Annotated in this window: 12 protein-coding genes and 2 pseudogenes; 10 read left to right on the top strand and 4 right to left on the bottom strand. The window is 75.2% G+C overall.

Going from position 1 to position 17,334, the window contains the following annotated elements:
• Positions 1–46 precede the first annotated feature (46 nt).
• Positions 47–1,648: an NAD(P)/FAD-dependent oxidoreductase gene (locus tag C6361_RS23800; RefSeq protein ID WP_107269065.1), complete on the top strand. Its 1,602-nt coding sequence runs from the start codon at positions 47–49 to the stop codon at positions 1,646–1,648.
• Positions 1,649–2,436: 788 nt separating this feature from the next.
• Here the strand turns inward: C6361_RS23800 and C6361_RS23795 are convergent.
• Positions 2,437–3,201, bottom strand: a pseudogene (locus C6361_RS23795) (polyprenol monophosphomannose synthase); the annotation flags it as partial.
• A gap of 280 nt (positions 3,202–3,481) precedes the next feature.
• Here C6361_RS23795 and C6361_RS23790 point away from each other — a divergent pair.
• The 8 genes and pseudogenes from C6361_RS23790 to C6361_RS23750 all read left to right on the top strand — a co-directional run bounded on the left by C6361_RS23790 (position 3,482) and on the right by C6361_RS23750 (position 12,554).
• Positions 3,482–5,260, top strand: a complete 1,779-nt coding sequence (locus C6361_RS23790; RefSeq protein ID WP_107269064.1) for an HAD-IIIA family hydrolase — start codon at positions 3,482–3,484, stop codon at positions 5,258–5,260.
• Positions 5,257–6,234 carry a glycosyltransferase gene (locus C6361_RS23785; RefSeq protein WP_107269063.1) on the top strand — a complete coding sequence of 326 codons (978 nt, stop codon included), beginning with the start codon at positions 5,257–5,259 and terminating at the stop codon, positions 6,232–6,234. The genes C6361_RS23790 and C6361_RS23785 overlap by 4 nt, the downstream gene beginning before the upstream one ends.
• The gene (locus C6361_RS23780; protein ID WP_107269062.1) at positions 6,219–7,439 is read left to right on the top strand and encodes a glycosyltransferase; all 1,221 of its coding nucleotides are present in this window, start codon (positions 6,219–6,221) and stop codon (positions 7,437–7,439) included. The genes C6361_RS23785 and C6361_RS23780 overlap by 16 nt, the downstream gene beginning before the upstream one ends.
• The gene (locus C6361_RS23775; protein WP_107269061.1) at positions 7,436–8,191 is read left to right on the top strand and encodes an SIS domain-containing protein; all 756 of its coding nucleotides are present in this window, start codon (positions 7,436–7,438) and stop codon (positions 8,189–8,191) included. Before C6361_RS23780 ends, C6361_RS23775 begins: the two co-directional genes overlap by 4 nt.
• Positions 8,188–9,837: pseudogene (locus C6361_RS38295) on the top strand (PfkB family carbohydrate kinase); the annotation flags it as partial. The gene C6361_RS23775 and the pseudogene C6361_RS38295, both read left to right, overlap by 4 nt.
• A 125-nt stretch (positions 9,838–9,962) precedes the next feature.
• Complete coding sequence (locus C6361_RS23760) at positions 9,963–10,631, top strand: SDR family oxidoreductase (protein ID WP_107264459.1); 669 nt, start codon at positions 9,963–9,965, stop codon at positions 10,629–10,631.
• Positions 10,628–11,590 (top strand): glycosyltransferase family 9 protein, encoded by a 963-nt coding sequence (locus C6361_RS23755; RefSeq protein WP_107269060.1) that lies wholly within the window; start codon positions 10,628–10,630, stop codon positions 11,588–11,590. Before C6361_RS23760 ends, C6361_RS23755 begins: the two co-directional genes overlap by 4 nt.
• Positions 11,574–12,554 (top strand): DNA topoisomerase IB, encoded by a 981-nt coding sequence (locus C6361_RS23750; RefSeq protein WP_107269059.1) that lies wholly within the window; start codon positions 11,574–11,576, stop codon positions 12,552–12,554. Before C6361_RS23755 ends, C6361_RS23750 begins: the two co-directional genes overlap by 17 nt.
• Before the next feature lie 298 nt (positions 12,555–12,852).
• On the opposite strand, the gene C6361_RS23745 is transcribed toward C6361_RS23750, so the two are convergent.
• From C6361_RS23745 to C6361_RS37140, 3 genes are all read right to left on the bottom strand, one after another.
• On the bottom strand, positions 12,853–13,359 hold the full coding sequence (locus tag C6361_RS23745) for a hypothetical protein (protein WP_107262907.1): 507 nt from the start codon (positions 13,357–13,359) through the stop codon (positions 12,853–12,855).
• A gap of 133 nt (positions 13,360–13,492) precedes the next feature.
• Complete coding sequence (locus C6361_RS23740) at positions 13,493–15,187, bottom strand: ATP-dependent DNA helicase RecQ (protein WP_107269058.1); 1,695 nt, start codon at positions 15,185–15,187, stop codon at positions 13,493–13,495.
• Positions 15,188–15,398: 211 nt separating this feature from the next.
• Complete coding sequence (locus C6361_RS37140; protein WP_159079442.1) at positions 15,399–15,569, bottom strand: hypothetical protein; 171 nt, start codon at positions 15,567–15,569, stop codon at positions 15,399–15,401.
• Positions 15,570–15,730: 161 nt separating this feature from the next.
• On the opposite strand from C6361_RS37140, the gene C6361_RS23735 reads away from it, so the two are divergent.
• The gene (locus C6361_RS23735) at positions 15,731–17,251 is read left to right on the top strand and encodes a glycoside hydrolase family 3 protein (protein ID WP_107269057.1); all 1,521 of its coding nucleotides are present in this window, start codon (positions 15,731–15,733) and stop codon (positions 17,249–17,251) included.
• Positions 17,252–17,334: the final 83 nt, after the last annotated feature.

Below are 17,334 nucleotides of genomic sequence, written 5' to 3'. Positions count from 1 at the left end.
GGGCCGGTAGCGGGGCGGCCGGGGTGGGCCGGGGTAGGGTGCTCGGGTGACGGTGCTCGGGGACACCGCCGACGCGGTCGTCGTCGGAGCGGGGCACAACGGCCTGGTCGCGGCGAACCTGCTCGCGGACGCCGGGTGGGACGTGCTGGTGCTGGAGGCGACCGGCGAGCCGGGCGGAGCGGTCCGGTCGGCCGAGGTGACCGCCCCGGGCTATCTGAGCGACCTCTACAGCGCCTTCTATCCGCTCGGCTACGCCTCGCCGGTGCTGCGCCGGCTCCGGCTCGACGAGCACGGTCTGGCCTGGCGGCACGCGCCGGACGTGCTGGCGCACCTCTTCCCGGACGACGGTGCCGTGCTGCTCAACCGCGACCCCGAGGTCACCGCCGCCTCCGTGGCGCGGTTCGGCGACGGTGACGGCGAGCGGTGGCTCGACGCGTACGCGCAGTGGCGGCAGATCTCCGCGCCCCTGCTCGACGCCCTCTTCAGCCCCTTCCCACCGGTACGCGGTGGCGTGGCGCTCGCCCGCCGGCTGCGTACCGCCGGGATGCTGCGGCTGGCCCGCCGGCTGGTGCTGCCCAGTTCCCGGCTCGGGGCGGAACTCTTCGCCGGCTCGGGCGGCCCGGCCCTGCTCACCGGCTGCGCACTGCACACCGATCTCGCTCCCGACGAGCCCGGCTCCGGGGTGTACGGCTGGCTCCTGGCCATGCTCGGCCAGCAGGTGGGCTGGCCGGTACCGGTCGGCGGGGCGGGGCGGATCACCGACGCCCTGCTGGCCCGACTGCGCGAGCGGGGCGGCCGGGTGCGTACCGGCACCCCGGTCGACCGGGTACTGGTGGCCCGGAACCGGGCCGTCGGGGTCCGCTCGGCCGACGGTCTGCTGTGGCGGGCCCGCCGTGCCGTACTGGCCGACGTGCCGGCCCCGGCGCTCTTCCTCGACCTGGTCGGCGCCGAGCGGCTGCCGCCCCGGCTGGTGGCGGATCTGGCGCACTTCCGCTGGGACGGCTCCACGGTCAAAGTGGACTGGGCGCTGACCGGGCCGGTGCCGTGGCGGGATCCGGCCGTCGCCGGTGCGGGTACCGTGCATCTCGGCGGCGACCTCGCCGACCTGCGACGGTACGCGGCCGCGCTGCACCGGGACGAGTTGCCGGCCGAGCCGTTCCTACTGGTTGGGCAGATGACGGTGGCGGACCCGAGCCGCTCGCCGGCCTGCACCGAGTCGCTCTGGGCCTACACCCACCTGCCGTTCCGGCGGAACTGGCGGGCGGAGGAGATCGGGGCGCACGTCGAGCGGATCGAGGCGGTGCTGGAGCGGGCCGCACCCGGCTTCGGTCGGCTGGTCAGGGCACGGCACGTGGCCGGGCCGGCCGATTTGGCGACCGGCAATCCGAGCCTGGTCGGTGGCGCCGTGGGCGGCGGTACGGCCGCCGCCTACCAGCAACTCTTCCTCCGCCCGGTGCCCGGACTGGGCCGGGCGGACACCCCGGTCGACCGGCTCTTCCTGGCCGGCGCGTCGGCGCATCCGGGCGCCGGGGTGCACGGCGGCCCCGGCGCGAACGCGGCCCGGGCGGCACTCGCCAGGGACCGCGCCCTGACCGGCCGGGCGTACGCCGCCGTGCTCGCCCGGGCGCAGCGCGCCGTCTACGCCTGACCCGCGCCGCTCGCCTGACCCGCGCCGTTCGCGCTTGGCCGGGGTCGGCTGCGCTTGGCCGGGGTCGTCGGTGCCGGCACCTTGTCGGCGGGGCCGGATTCGTCGGATCCGGCGAGCTTGGTCGCCTCGGTGACCTGCACCGATTCGGCGGCCCCCGTCCCCTGGGTGGCCTCCCTGGCCGCAGCCGGCTTCGTGGCCTTCGTCGCCGCAGCCGCCTTCGTGGCCTTGGTGGCCTTCACCGCCTTGGTAGCCTTCACCGCCTTGGTGGCCTTCACTGCCTTCGTAGCTTTCGCCGGCCTCCTGGCCTTTGTCGGCTTGGGAGCCTCGACCAGTTCCGCGGCTTCGGTCGGCTGCGAGGCTTCGACCAGTTGGGCGGCTTCGGTCGGCTTCGGGGCCTCGGCCAGCTCTGGAGCTTCAATCGGCTTCGGAGCCTCCGGCGACTCAAACACCTCGCTCGGCTCCGGCACCAGCACCGCCTCGGGGACCTTCACCGCCTCGGGGGCTGCACTCGGCTCCGGGACCTTCACCGACTCGGGAACCTTCACCGACTCGGGAACCTCGCTCGACACCGGCACCTTCACCGGCTCCGGCGCCCGCACCTGGTCCGACGACGGAACCTCCACCGCCTCCCGGACCTCGTCCGACACCGGGAACCCGCCAGACGCCGGAACCCCGTTCGGCTCCCGGACTCCGTCCGGCTCCCGGACCTCGTCCAACTCCGGAACCTCGCTCGGCTCCGGGACCTCGTTCGACACCGGGAGCCGGTCCCTGCGGGAAGTCCCCGGCAACCGGGTGATGTTGCGGTGCCGGCCGCGCAGCTTGAACGGCATCAGCGCGCTTTCGATCTTGGTCGCGGTGGTCATCTTCGAGTCGCCGTCCAGGCGCTCCTGGAACCGGATCGGCACCTCGAGGATGGTGTGGCCGAGCTTGGTGGCCAGGTAGTGCATCTCGACCTGGAAGCTGTAGCCGTTGGACTGCACCCGGTGCAGGCCGATGTCGCGCAGCGCGTCCGCCCGCCAGATCTTGAAGCCGGCGGTCAGGTCCCGGATCCGCACCTGGAGCAGGGTGTGCACGTAGAAGTTGGCCCAACCGCTGAGCGCTCGGCGGTACAGCGGCCACGCCTCGTCGAGCTGCCCGCCGGGGACGTACCGGGAGCCGATCACCACACCGGCCCGGGTGGAGAGCAGCGAACCGAGCATCCCGGGCAGCGCCTCCGGCGGATGGGACAGGTCGGCGTCCATCTGCGCCACGTACTCCGCACCGGCCTCCAGGGCCCGGGTCATCCCGTCGACGTACGCCCGTCCGAGCCCCTCCTTGCCCGCCCGGTGCACCACCTGGATCCGCTCCGGGTGCTCGATCGCGAGCTTGTCCGCCACCTCGCCGGTGCCGTCCGGGGAGTTGTCGTCGGCGACGAGGATCTGCAGCCCGGGCAGCGGCAGGGCGAGCAGTCGCTCGACCAGCACGGGAAGGTTTCCCGCCTCGTTGTAGGTGGGGACGACGACGGTCACGCGAACGTCCCGCCAGGGAGAGGGCAGCTGTACGGGTTCGATCATCGGGGCATCCTCGGTTGGCCGACAGCGGTCAGGGGCAAAGCCTAACTTGACGTAGCGCGCGGGCCACAACACGGGCCGGGAAGGGGAAAACCGGCCCGTACCTCGGTGAACACCGTACGGGTGGCCGGAAAAACGGGGGTCCGGGGCTGGGTAACGGTTCGGGCTCTGGATAGCGGCGAGCCGCCCGGGGTATGCCGACCGGTGACGGCGACCGGGCTTCACCGCAGGCCCGACGGGGACGTCGGACGGGTCGGTGCGCCCGTCCGACCGGGGCGAATTGATGTTTACTCCTCCTGCCCCCGGGAACCCGCCGGCCGTGCGCAACGACCAGGTCGACCCGCATCAGTGCAGGTCAGGGGCACCGCACGGTGGCCCGGCCGGGGTGTGGGCCACGGCCGGCCTGTTCGACGCGGTGCTCTTCGACCGGGACGGCACGCTGGTCCACGACGTGCCGTACAACGGGGATCCGAGGCTGGTCCGACCGATGCCGGGCGCCCGGGAGGCGCTCGACCGGCTGCGCGCCGCGGGGCTGCGGTTGGGGGTGGTGACGAACCAGTCCGGGGTGGCCCGCGGCCGGTTCAGTTCCGCCGATCTGGCCCGGGTCAACGCCCGAGTCGACGAGCTTCTGGGCCCCTTCGACACCTGGCAGGTCTGTCCACACGCCGAAGCGGCGCCGGGTGAGCCGGGCTGCCGCTGCCGCAAGCCCGCACCGGGAATGGTCTGGGACGCGGCGCGGGCGCTCGGTACCGAACCGACCCGCTGCGTACTGGTCGGCGACATCGGTGCCGACATGACCGCGGCCGGTGCGGCCGGGGCGAGCGCGGTACTGGTACCCACTCCGGCGACCCGGCCGGACGAGGTGGCCGCCGCGCCGGCGGTCGCCGGTGACCTGCGCGGCGCGGTCGACCTGATCCTGCGCCGGCACCGCTCCGCCCTGGCCGGCCCGGCTCCCGGCGTCCCGGGTCGGCGCCCCCGCTGCGTGCTGGTGGCCCGACCGGACTCGGCCGGGGACGTACTCGTGACCGGCCCGGCGATCCGGGCCGTCGCGGCCGGGGCCGACCGGGTGGTACTGCTCTGCGGGCCGCGCGGCCGGGCCGCCGCCGAACTGCTGCCCGGGGTCGACGAGCTGGTCGAGTGGCGGCTGCCCTGGATCGACCCGGAACCCGGTCCGGTCGACCGGGCCGAGGTGGACCGGCTGACCGCCCGGCTCGCCGCGACCGGTGCCGAGGAGGCGGTGCTGTTCACCTCCTTCCACCAGTCCGCGCTGCCGCTCGCCCTGGTGCTGCGGATGGCCGGGGTGGGCCGGATCGCGGCGATCAGCCCGGACTATCCGGGCTCGCTGCTCGACGTGCGGCACCGGGTGTCGCCGGGGATCCCCGAGGCCGAGCGGGCGCTCTCGCTGGCGGCGGCGGCCGGCTTCGTGCTCCCGGCCGGGGACGAGCCGGTACTGCGGCTGCGCGCCGGGGCCGACGCGCCCGCCGCCGACGGTGCGCTGCCCGACCCGGGGTACGTGGTGCTGCACCCCGGGTCGTCGGTGCAGGCCCGGGCCTGTCCACCCGACCTCTGTGCCGAGATCGTCGCGGCGCTGACCGGTGCCGGACACCGGGTGGTGGTGACCGGCGGCCCCGGTGAGCGGAGCCTGACCGCCCGGGTCGCCGGGGGTACCGGGATCGACCTGGGCGGACAGACCTCGCTGACCGGGCTGGCCGCGATCATCGCCCGGGCGGGTTGCCTGGTCGTCGGCAACACCGGCCCGGCACACCTGGCCGCCGCGCTCGGCGTACCGGTGGTGAGCCTCTTCGCCCCGACCGTCCCGTTCGGACAGTGGGGGCCGTACCGGGTGCCGACGGTACGTCTCGGTGCCGCCGTCGCCGGCTGCCGGCACACCCGGGCCACCACCTGTCCGGTACCCGGGCACCCGTGTCTGTCCGGCATCGAGCCGGCCGAGGTGGTCGAGGCGGTCCGGCTGCTCGGCGCGGCGCCGACCGCACCGCCGCCGGTGGCCGCGCTGCTGCCGCTGGCCCCGGCGCTGGCCGGCGTCGAGGAGGTGCGGCGGTGAACATCCTGCTCTGGCACGTGCACGGCTCCTGGACCACCGCCTTCGTGCACGGCAAGCACCGCTACCTCGTCCCGGTCACTCCGGACCGCGGCCCCTACGGCCTGGGCCGGGCCCGCACCTACCAGTGGCCGGACACCGTCGACGAGGTCACCCCGGAGGAGTTGGCCGGCGCCGACGTCGACCTGGTGATCCTGCAACGCCCGGAGGAGATCGACCTGGTCGCCGAGTGGACGGGCCGCCGGGTCGGCCGGGACCTGCCGGCGATCTTCGTCGAGCACAACACCCCGAAACAGGGGGACGTGCCGAACAGCCGGCACCCGCTGGCCGACCGGGACGACCTGCTGATCGCACACGTCACGCACTTCAACGCGCTCTACTGGGACACCGGCGGCACCCGGACGACCGTGGTCGAGCACGGCATCGTCGCACCCACCGCGCAGTACACCGGCGAACTCGACCGGCTCGCCGTGGTGGTCAACGAGCCGGTACGCCGCTGGCGGGTCACCGGCACCGACCTGCTGCCGCTCTTCGCCCAGATCGCCCCGCTGGACGTCTTCGGCATGGGCGTGGCCGGGCTGCCGGACCGGTTGGGACTCCCCGCCGACCGGCTCGCCGTCTACGACGACCTGCCGCAGGGCCGGATGCAGGCCGAGATCGCCCGGCGGCGGGCGTACCTGCACCTGTGCCGGTGGACGTCGCTGGGGCTGAGCCTGATCGAGGCGATGACCATGGGCATGCCGGTGGTGGTACTCGCCGCCACCGAGGCGGTCGAGGCGGTACCGCCGGAGGCGGGTGTGCTCTCCACCCGGCTGGACACCCTGCTGGCGGCCACCCGGCAGCTCGTGCAGGAGCCCGACACCGCCCGCCAGCTCGGGGGACAGGCCCGCGAGGTCGCGCAGGCCCGGTACGGCCTGGACCGGTTCCTGACCGACTGGGACCGGTTGCTGGAGGAGGAACTATGCGCGTCGCGATGATCTCCGAGCACGCCAGCCCGCTCGCGGTACTCGGCGGCGAGGACGCCGGCGGGCAGAACACGCACGTCGCCGAACTCTCCGCCGCGCTCGCCGACGCCGGCCACGAGGTGCGGGTCTACACCCGGCGGGACAGCCCCGACGCGCCGGAGGCGGTACGGCTGCGTGACGGGGTGGAGGTGGTGCACGTACCGGCCGGGCCTCCGCACCCGATCGCCAAGGACGAGCTGCTGCCGTACATGAAGGATTTCAGCCGGTGGCTGGTGGCCCGCTGGCGCGGCGACGACTGGGTGCCGGACGTCGCGCACGCGCACTTCTGGATGAGCGGGCTGGCCGGGATCGCCGCCGGCCGGCAGACCGGGATCCCGGTGGTGCAGACCTACCACGCGCTCGGCACGGTGAAGCGACGCCACCAGGGCGCCGCCGACACCAGCCCGGCCCGCCGGGTCGGCTACGAACGGGCGCTGGGCCGGGCGGTCGACCGGGTCATCGCGCAGAGCCAGGACGAGGTCCGCGAACTGGTCCGGATGGGCGTGCCGCAGGCCCGGGTGACGGTGATCCCGTCCGGGGTCAACGACACGACCTTCTCGCCCGACGGCCCGTCCGTGCCCCGGGTGCCGGGTCGGCCCCGGATCCTCACCGTCGGCCGGCTGGTGGAGCGGAAGGGCTACCAGGACGTGATCCGGGCGATGCCGATGGTCCCGGACGCCGAGTGCGTGGTGGTCGGCGGGCCGCCGGCCGGCGAGGTCGACGACGACCCCCAGGTCCGCCGGCTGCGCTCGCTCGCCGACGAGGTCGGGGTCGCCGATCGGGTACGCCTGATCGGCGCCGTCCCGCGCGAGGAGATGCCCTACTGGTACCGGTCGGCGGACGTGCTGGTCGCCGCCCCCTGGTACGAGCCGTTCGGGTTGACCCCGCTGGAGGCGATGGCCTGCGGGGTGCCGGTCGTCGGTACCGCCGTCGGCGGGCTCACCGACACGGTCGCGGACGGGCGTACCGGCGACCTGGTGCCGCCCCGTGACCCCGAGGCGCTCGGCACCGCCATCCGGGACCTGCTCGCCGACCGGGTACGCCGGTACGGGTACGCGGCCGCCGCGCTGGACCGGGCCCGCCGCTGGTACTCCTGGACCCGGACGGCCGACCAGATCGCCGCCGTCTACACGGCGGTCAGCGAGGTGCGCCGGCCGAGCGGGGTGGTCGCCGGATGACCGCGTCGATGGAGGTGCTGGACAGCCACCTGGCCGGACTCGCCTCCGCGCTGCTGCCGTACCGGACCGAGGCCGCCCGGCTGGCCCGCTGGGGCGAGGAGCTGGCCCGGCTGCTCGCCGGCGGTGGCCGGGTCCTGGTCGCCGGCAACGGGGGCAGTGCCGCCGAGGCGCAGCACCTCGCCGCCGAGCTGGTCGGCAAGTTGCGCGACGACCGGGCCCCGCTGTCGGCGATCGCGCTCTGCGCCGAGACCTCCTCGCTGACCGCGATCGGCAACGACTACGGCTTCGACGAGGTCTTCGCCCGGCAGGTACGCGCGCACGGCCGCCCCGACGACGTCCTGCTGCTCCTCTCCACCAGCGGGCGCAGCGCCAACCTGGTCCGGGCGGCCCGCGCCGGCCGGGAGCTGGGGATGCGCTGCTGGGCGCTGACCGGCCCGACGCCGAACCCGCTCGCCGACGCCTGCACCGAGGTGCTCGCCGTACCCTGCCCGGACAGCCAGGTGGTGCAGGAACTCCACCTGGTCTCGGCGCACGTGCTCTGCGCCTACGTCGACGCGTACCTGCCGGTGCCGTTCGGCCCGGCCAGCCATGTCGGCCCGGCACCGGCGGTCGCGCGGGCGGCGGCCGCGTCCGCTGCCGGTCCGGCACGCCCGGCCAGCCCCGATCCGGTACGCCCCTCCGGGGTCGAGGACGAGCTGGTGCTGCGGGTGCCCGGCACACTCCGGCCGGCCGGGCCCGAGGAGGCGCCGTGACCGGGCGAATCGTGGTCGTCGGCGACACGCTGCTCGACCGGGACGTGGAGGGCGTGGTGAACCGGCTCTGCCCGGACTCGCCCGTCCCGGTGCTGGACGAGAACAACAGCGTCGACCGGCCGGGTGGTGCCGGGCTGGCCGCGCTCTTCGCCGTCGGGCGCGGCTACGAGGTCGCCCTGGTCACCGCGCTCGCCGACGACGAGGGGGGCGCCCGGCTCAGCCACCTGCTCACCGCCGCCGGGGTGCAGGTCTACGGGCTGCCGCTGCCCGGGGCGACGCCGGAGAAGATCCGGCTGCGGACCCGGGGCCGGGTGCTGCTCCGGCACGACCGGGGTGGGCCGGCCGGACCGCCGGGCGAGCCGAGCGAGGCCGTACTCGACCTGCTGGCCGGGGCGGCCGGGATCCTGGTCAGCGACTACGGCCGGGGCGTGGCCCGGCTGCCGGCCCTGCGTACGGCACTGGCCGGTACCGCCGCCCCGATCGTCTGGGACCCGCACCCGCGTGGCCCTGCGGCGGTACCCGGTGTCCGGCTGGCCACCCCGAACGAGGTGGAGGCCCGGGAACTCGCCGGGGTGGCGACCGGCGGCTCCCGGCTGGTCGGCGCGGCACGGTCCGCGCAGACGCTGAGGCAGCGCTGGCGGGTCGGCGCGGTGGTGGTGACGATGGGCGGTGAGGGCGCGCTGCTCTGCCACGCCGGGTCGACGCCGCTGGTGGTGCCGCCGCCGACCTGCGCCGACGGCGACACCTGCGGTGCCGGTGACCGGTTCGCCGCCGCCGCCACCGTGGCGCTGGCCGACGGGGCGCTGGTCTCCGAGGCGGTGCAGCAGGCGGTGACGGAGGCGTCCGGGTACGTGGCGAACGGCGGGGTGGCGGGTGCCGTACCGGCGGCTCCGGCCCGGGGCGCGACGGCGCGTACCGGAGCGGGACCGGCCTCCGGCGGGCCCGGCGCGGCACCCGGCGACCCTCGGCCGACGACCGCTCCGACGACCGCTCCGACGGCGGGTTTGACGGCGGGTCCGACGCCCGCCCGGCCCGCACCCGACGGGCCGGTCCCGGCGGCTCCCGGCGGCGGTGCCGGCGCGGTCGGCCGGACCGGTGCGGTGGGGCGGAACCGGCCCGGCGCTGCCCAGCAACTCGACACCGTGCCGATCACGGCGGTGGACTGGAGCGACCGGATCGGTCCCCGGGCCGCCGGCGAGGTGGTCGCCCGGGTCCGGGCGGCCGGCGGCACGGTGGTGGCCACCGGCGGCTGCTTCGACCTGCTGCACGCGGGGCACGTCGCCACCCTGGAGGCGGCCCGCCAGCTCGGCGACTGCCTGGTGGTCTGCGTCAACTCCGACGACAGCGTCGCCGGGCTCAAGGGCCCCGACCGGCCGCTGGTCCGGCACGCCGACCGGGCCCGGCTGCTGGCCGCGCTCGGCTGCGTGGACGCGGTGGTCGTCTTCGACGAGTCGACCCCGCACGCGGCGCTGGCCTGGCTGCGGCCGGACATCTGGGTCAAGGGCGGCGACTACGGCACCGGTGCCGACGGCCCGGACCTGCCGGAGGCCGAGATCATGCACCGCTGGGGCGGCCACACCGTGGTGGTGCCCTATCTGGACGGCCGCTCCACCACCGGGATGATCGCCGCGGCCCGGGCCGGCCGCCGACCGGTGGGACGGACCCGGTGAGCGGCGGTCTCGACGGGGCCGGTGGCGCCCTCTCCGCCCGGCCCGGTGACGTCTCGTCGGCCACCGGTGCCGCCGCCGCTGCCGGTGCCCTCGGCGGGGCGGTGCTGGTCAGCGGCGGGTCGAGCGGGCTCGGCGCGGCGGTGGTGGCCGCCATCGCCAACTCCGGCGGGCGGCCGCTGGTGCTCGACCGGCAGCCGCCGGTCGCCCCCACCCCGTGGCTGCACTGCGACCTCGCCGACACCCGGGCCGCCGAGGCGGCCACCCGGGAACTCGCCGAGCAGGCCGGCGGGCTGGCCGGGGTGGTCACCGCCGCCGGAGTCGACGTACCGGGCCGGCTCGGCGAGGTACCGGCGGAGACCTGGGAACGGGTGGTGACGGTCGACCTGCTGGCCACCGCGGCGGTGATCCGGGCCGCCCTGCCCTACCTGGAACGCTCGCGCGGCACCGTGGTCACCGTCGCCTCGACCCTCGGCGTCAAGGCGGTCGGGGACGCGACCGCGTACTGCGCGGCCAAGTTCGGAGTGGTCGGCTTCACCCGGGCACTCGCGGCCGAACTGGCCGGGACGGTCGGGGTCACGCTGCTGGTGCCGGGCGGGATGCGTACGGCCTTCTTCGACGAGCGCGACCCGCAGTACCGGCCGGGCGCCGACGCGGTACTCAACGACCCGGCGCACGTCGCCGACGCCGTACTCTTCGCCCTGCGCCAGCCGCCCGGATGCGCGATCCGGGAGATGGTGGTCTGCGCCGACCGGGAAACGTCCTATCCGTGATCCTGGTGCTGCGGGCGCTCGGGGTGGGAGATCTGGCGACGGCGGTGCCGGCGCTGCGCGGGCTGCGCGCCGCGTTTCCGGAGCACACCCTGACGGTGGCCGCCCCGGACTGGCTCACCCCGCTGGTGGAGCTGGTCGGCGACGTGGACAACGTCCTGCCGACCGACGGGCTGGACCCGGTCGACTGGGCCGGGCCGGCACCGTACTGGGCGGTCAACCTGCACGGCCGGGGGCCGCAGTCGCACCGGCTGCTCGCCTCCGCCGGCCCGGAGCGGCTCTGCGGCTACCACTGCGCCGAGGCCGGCCACCTCGACGGTCCCGCCTGGCGGGCGGAGGAGCACGAGGTACGCCGCTGGTGCCGGCTGCTCGACTGGTACGGCGTCGAGTGCGACCCGGACGACCTGGACCTGCGCCGTCCGGCGCCCCGGCGGGTGCCGGTCGGGGTGACCGTGGTGCACCCCGGCGGCAAGGGGAGCGCGCGGCGCTGGTCGGCAGAACGGTTCGGCACGCTGGCCCGGGAGCTGACCCGGGCCGGGCACCGGGTGGTGGTGACCGGTTCACCGGACGAGCGGGAGCTGGCCCGGCGGGTGGCGGCCGGCGCCGGACTGCCGAACCCGGCGGTACTCGCCGGCCGGCTCACCCTGGTCGAGCTGGCCGCCGTGGTCGCGCATGCCCGGCTGGTGCTGAGTACGGACACCGGGGTCGCGCACCTGGCCACCGCGTACCGGACACCGTCGGTGGTGCTGTTCGGACCGATCCGGCCGCAGCTCTGGGGCCCGCCGCCGGACCGGCCCTGGCACCGGGCCCTGCACCGGGCGGCGGGTCCCGGCCGGGCCTGGCAGCCGGACGAGGGCACCCGGATCCATCCGGCGCTCGCCGCGATCGGGGTGGACGAGGTGCTGGGCGCGGCCGGCGAGGTCGACCGGGTGGGGCGGGGCAGCCGTGCGGTTGCGGCGTAGCGACCTCTCCGCCCCCGGGTACGGGCGGCGCCGACACGGTCGCGGCGTGGTCTTCCTGGACACGCAGGGGCGGCCGATCCGGGACCGGGACGAGCTGACCCGACTCCGCGAACTCGTGATCCCGCCCGCCTGGAAGGACGTCTGGATCTGCCCGCATCCGGCCGGGCACATCCAGGCGGTCGGCACGGACGCGGCCGGACGCCGCCAGTACCTCTACCACCCGACCTGGCGGGCCCGGCGGGACCAGGCGAAGTTCGACCACGTACTGGAGGTCGCCGGCCGGCTGCCGGTGTTGCGGGAACAGGTCTGCGCCGACCTGGCCGGGCGGGGCCTGCGCCGGCCCCGGGTGTTGGCGACCGTGGCCCGGCTGCTCGACATGGGCACCTTCCGGATCGGCAGCGACCAGTACGCGGCCGGCGACGACCCGACGTTCGGGGTCGCCACGCTCCGGCCGGAGCACACCCGTACCCGGCACGGCGCGGTGGTCTTCGAGTTTCCGGCCAAGGGCGGCATCGACCAGGTGTGCCGGGTCGACGACACCGAGGCGTGCCGGGTGCTGCGGGAACTGCGTCGACGGCGGCGTGCCGCCCAGCGGCTATTCGGCTACTGGGACGGCCGGAGCTGGCGGGACGTGCGCAGCGACGAGGTGAACGACTACCTGCGGACGGCCAGCGGGGGCGAGATGACGGCGAAGGACTTCCGCACCTGGCACGCGACGCTCTGGGCGTCCCGGGCGCTCGCCGAGGCGGGGCCGCAGCGGTCGGTGACGGCCCGCCGTCGGGTGATCGCCGAGGCGATGCGTCGGGTCTCCGGCCGGCTCGGCAACACCCCGGCGGTGGCCCGGGCATCCTATGTGGACCCCCGGCTGATCGACCTCTACCAGAACGGGACGGTCGCCGAGGTGGGCCCGGAGAGCACCGACGCCGACGCCGAACGCGCCGTCCTGGCCCTGCTGGCCCGCTGATCGCGCCCAGCGCGCAGCGCCCGGCGCGCAGCGCCCGGCGCCCGGCGTCCAGCGTCCAGCGCCAGCGCCCGGCGTGCGGCGCGGGCAGAGTCGCTCACCTGTACCTGGTGGGCGCTACCGCTGCTTCATAACGCCTCTGACGTACAGGTGAGCGCGGGTCACGCCCGCTCGGTCTGCCGGGCACGGCGCCCACGGCGCTCGTTACGGCTACGGCCCTGGACGGGTGGGGGCAGCGCGCCCCCGCACCGGGTCGGTTGCGGGGGCGCTGTGTCGTGTCCGGCGCTGTCGTGTCCGGCGCTCAGTCGTTGAGTACGTGCGACAGTTCGTCCCGGAACCGCCGCTCCTTCTCGGTCACCTCGTCGCCGCCGAGGCCGAGTACCCCGCCGGTCGACGCGGCGGTCACCACCTGCTCGGCGATGGTCAGCAGCCAGTGCCGGTACGCACCGGCATCGCCCTCGGAGACCCTGCCGGCGAGCAGCTTCGAGGCGCTCTGCGCCCGGCTCAGCACGTCGGCGATCATCGCCTTCGGGTCGTCCGGCTCGATCACCGGCAGTTCCTCGCCCACCTCCGGGTCGCCGATCCGGGTGATCAGCTCTCCGGCGACGGCGGCGACCAGTGGGCTGGCCGACTCCCGTCCGGCGGCGATGCTCTCCAGCCCGGCGGCGTTCTCCGACCGGGTCCGGCGGCCGCCGTCCGACTCCGCCGCGCTGGCCGCGGTCAGCACCGACTGCGGCAGGCCGACGAGCAGTCCCCACTCGTCGTCGGAGAATCCGAACTCACTCGCGTATAGCGGTTGCTCGGTCACGGCAACCTCCCTCCACTCCAGAACAAACCATCACATTCCACGGCACGCCGTGGCCGAGGGCAAACCGAATCGCCGTACGGAGCGGTCGGTGTTCCGGCGGCGCTCCTGTAGCCGTACCCCGGGGCGCCGTGGATCAGTCGTCGGCCGGCTCCAGCAGACCCTGCTCGCTGACCACCGGTACCGAGAGCGTCTTGTAGCCCACCTCGTCGAAGAGCACGGTCATCCGGTCCTCCTCGTAGCTGAGCACCATCCCCGAGCCCCACTCGGTGTGCCGGACCGCACTGTGTACCGGAAAGGGCTCTTCGGTCTTGGCGCCCCGCCCGCCCTGCCGGCCGCGACCGCCCGCAGTCGCGGCGCTGCCGGCCGGTGTGGTCTCGGGCAACCCGGCGTGGCAGTTGTCGCAGTGCCCGCAGGGTTTCGGTAGCCGCTCACCGAAGTACGCCAGCAGGAACTGCCCCCGGCAGCTCCGGGTCTCGGCGAAGGCCCGCATCATGTCGGTACGCGACCGCTGCACCGTCTGCTGCCGTTCCGCCTCGGCGAGTGCGGCGCTGGCCGCGTCGACGGGCTTCGGGGCGTAGCGGGGGCTGCCGAGCCGGTTGTCCGGTCGGGTGTCGGCGGCACCGACCTGCTCCAGCAGGGCGAGGAGTTGGCCGAGCTTGCGGGCGCCGAGACCGGTCCGTTCGCGCAGCGCGGTCCGGGTGGTTGGTCCGTCCCGCAGCAGCGCGGCGAGGTCGCGCAGCTCGTCGGAGTCCGGGGCGCCGCCGGTGAAGTAGCGGCGCAGACCGACGTCCTCGGCCCGCCAGAGCAGCAGCGCGCGGGCCGGTTCGTTGTCCCGACCGGCCCGGCCGATCTCCTGGAGATAGCTGTCCGGCGCGTCCGGCAGTGCCATGTGCGCCACCCAGCGGATGTTGGGCTTGTCGATGCCCATCCCGAACGCCGACGTGGCGACCATGATCGGTACCCGGTCGGCGAGGAAGTCCTCGTGCAGTTCCTCGCGGGCGCCGGCCGGCATCCCGCCGTGGTAGTACTTCGCCGGGAAGTCGGCCTCGGTCAGCCGCTCGGCCAGCTCCTCGGCGGCCCGCCGGGTCGGCACGTAGACGATCCCGGGACGGGACTCGGCACGGAGCAGCGCGAGCAGCCGCCGCCACCGGTAGTCCTCGGTGGCGCAGTTCGCCACCTCCAGGAAGAGGTTGGCCCGGTCCAGCCCGGAGACCACCACCCGGGGCTTGTGCAGGCCGAGCCGGTCGATGATGTCGTCCCGGACCGGCGGGGAGGCGGTGGCGGTCAGCGCGACCACCGGCGGGCGGCCCAGCTCCCGGATCAGGTGTCCCAGCGCCAGGTAGTCGGGGCGGAAGTCGTGTCCCCAGGCGGAGATGCAGTGTGCCTCGTCGACCGCGACCAGGGCCGGGCGCAGCGCGCGTACCTCGGCGAGCCGATCCGGGTTGCTGAGCTGTTCGGGGGTGGTGAAGAGGAATCGGGCCTTGCCGGTCCGGACCTCCTCCAGCGCGGCGGCCTGCTGTGCGGCGGTCTCCGCCGAACTGATCCGCACCGCCCGCAGCTCCGGCTGGCCACGGTCGTTGAGCGCGGCGATCTGGTCCTGCTGGAGGGCCAGCAGGGGCGAGATCACCACCGTCGGCCCGGTGAGCAGCGTCGCCGGTACCTGGTAGACGGCCGATTTTCCGGCCCCGGTCGGGAGTACGACGAGAGCGTCCCGGCGGCGCATCACCGCACGCATCGCCGTGAGCTGGTCGGGGCGCAACGATCGCCAGCCGAACCGGTGCCGGGCGGCACGGCGGAGCCGGGTGGCGTTCAGGGGTGGCAGCTTCATCGGTCGCCGGAGGTACCCCGGGGGCACCTGCCTGAAACGGTGGCCGCTACCCGGCCTGCCCGGCGGCCGGCTGCGCTACCGGCCGCGAAAGATCCGGCTCACCGGCCGCGAAAGTCCGGCTCACCGGCCGCGAAAGATCCGGCTCACCGGTGGCGTGAGGTCCGGCTCACCGGTGGCGTGAGGTCCGGCTGACCGGTGGCCCGAGATCGGCTCACCGGCGGCCGAACATCGAGCGCAGCGCGGCGAGCAGCAGCACGGTGCCGAGGATGGCGCCCACGATCTTGACGCCGGGGATGTCGAACCAGCTCGTCTCCTCGGCGGCGAGCAGGTGCTGCGGCAGCTCGGCGAGGCGCGACGCGGTCTCCGCGATGCTGGACTGCATTCCAGCACTCTCGCACGTCATCGGCGCCGTGTCGCATGTCCGGGGCCGTTCCGGCTAATAGGAAGGTTTATTGACTATTTGCGGAGGTGGTGTGACCATGACAGCACCCGCCGCTACCAGGGCGGCGGCTGTCCACTGTAGATACGGGGGGAACCGGCGGGATGAGCGGAACGACGGACAACCTGTCCAGCCTGGCGGCGGCGGTGCTCCAACCAGGGTTCGTCGGCACCACCCGACCGCCGGACTGGCTGCGCCGGTGGCTCGGTGAAGGGCTCGGCGGGGTGGTGCTGTTCGCCCGCAACGTGGTCGACGCCGAGCAGGTCACCGCGCTGACCGACGCGATGCGGGCGGAACGGCCGGACGTGCTGGTGGCGATCGACGAGGAGGCCGGTGACGTCACCCGACTGGAATCCCGGCTGGGCAGCTCCCGCCCCGGCAACCTGGCGCTCGGCGCGGTCGACGACCCCGAGCTGACCGAGGCCGTCGCCCGGGACCTCGGCGCCGAACTGGCCGCCGCCGGCATCGCCCTGAACTACGCCCCGGACGCGGACGTCAACGCCAACCCCGACAACCCGGTAATCGGCGTACGCTCCTTCGGGGCCGAGCCGGGGCTCGTCGCCCGGCACACCGCCGCCTGGGTACGCGGCCTCCAGTCGGCCGGGGTCGCCGCCTGCGCCAAGCACTTCCCTGGGCACGGGGACACCAGCGTCGACTCGCACCTCGACGTACCCCGGATCGCGGTCTCCCGGGCCCGCCTCGACGCCTGCGAGCTGCCGCCGTTCCGGGCGGCGATCGACGCCGGGGTGCAGGCGGTGATGACCGGTCACCTGCTGGTACCGGCGATCGACGAGGAGTGGCCGGCGACGCTGAGCCGACGGGTCCTGACCGACCTGCTGCGCGAGGAGTTGGGCTTCCAGGGTGTGGTGGTGACCGACGCCATGGAGATGCGCGCCGTCGCCGACCGGTACGGCTTCGCCGGGGCGACCGTCCGGGCCCTGGTCGCCGGGGCGGACGCGATCTGTGTCGGCGGTGAGCACGCCGACGAGGTGGACGCGCTGCGGCTGCGGGACGCGATCGTCGACGCGGTACTCGCCGGGGTGCTGCCGGAGGAGCGCCTGGTCGAGGCCGCCAAGCGGGTCGGCCTGCTGGCCGCCTGGAGCGGTGCCGCCCGGGCCCAGCGCGCCGAGTGGAGCCCGGCCGGACCGGACGGTTCCGCGCTGGGGCTGGCCGCCGCGCGCCGGGCGATCCGGGTCACCGACGGTACCGCCGGCCCGGCCGTGCTGCCGCTGACCGGCCCGGCCCACGTGCTGGAGTTCGAGCCGCCCCGGAACATCGCGATCGGCGCCGAGACGCCGTGGGGAGTGGGTGCCCCGCTGGCCGCGCTGCTGCCCGGCACCACGACCGTACGGCTGGCCGCCGGTGACCTGGCCGCCGAGCACGCCCCGCCGGCCGGTGCCCTGGCCGGGGCGGCCGGGCGACCGCTGGTGCTGGTCGTCCGTGACCTGCACCGGCACCCCTGGATGGCGGCGGCGGTACGCCGGATCCTGGCCGACCGCCCGGACGCGGTGGTGGTGGAACTCGGGGTGCCCTCGATCGTCACCGGCCGGGTGCACCTGGCCACCTACGGCGCCACCCGGGCCGCCGGCCGGGCCGTCGCCGAGGTGCTGACGGGAGGGTCCTGAGCGGCCGTCGCCGAGGTGCTCACCGGAGGGTCCTGATCGGACCCTCGGCCGGCCCGGTCCGGTGACCGTCGCGGCGAGGTCGG

This window comes from Plantactinospora sp. BC1 (assembly GCF_003030345.1).
GTDB lineage: Bacteria > Actinomycetota > Actinomycetes > Mycobacteriales > Micromonosporaceae > Plantactinospora.
This window is presented reverse-complemented; position numbering and strand designations above follow the sequence as displayed.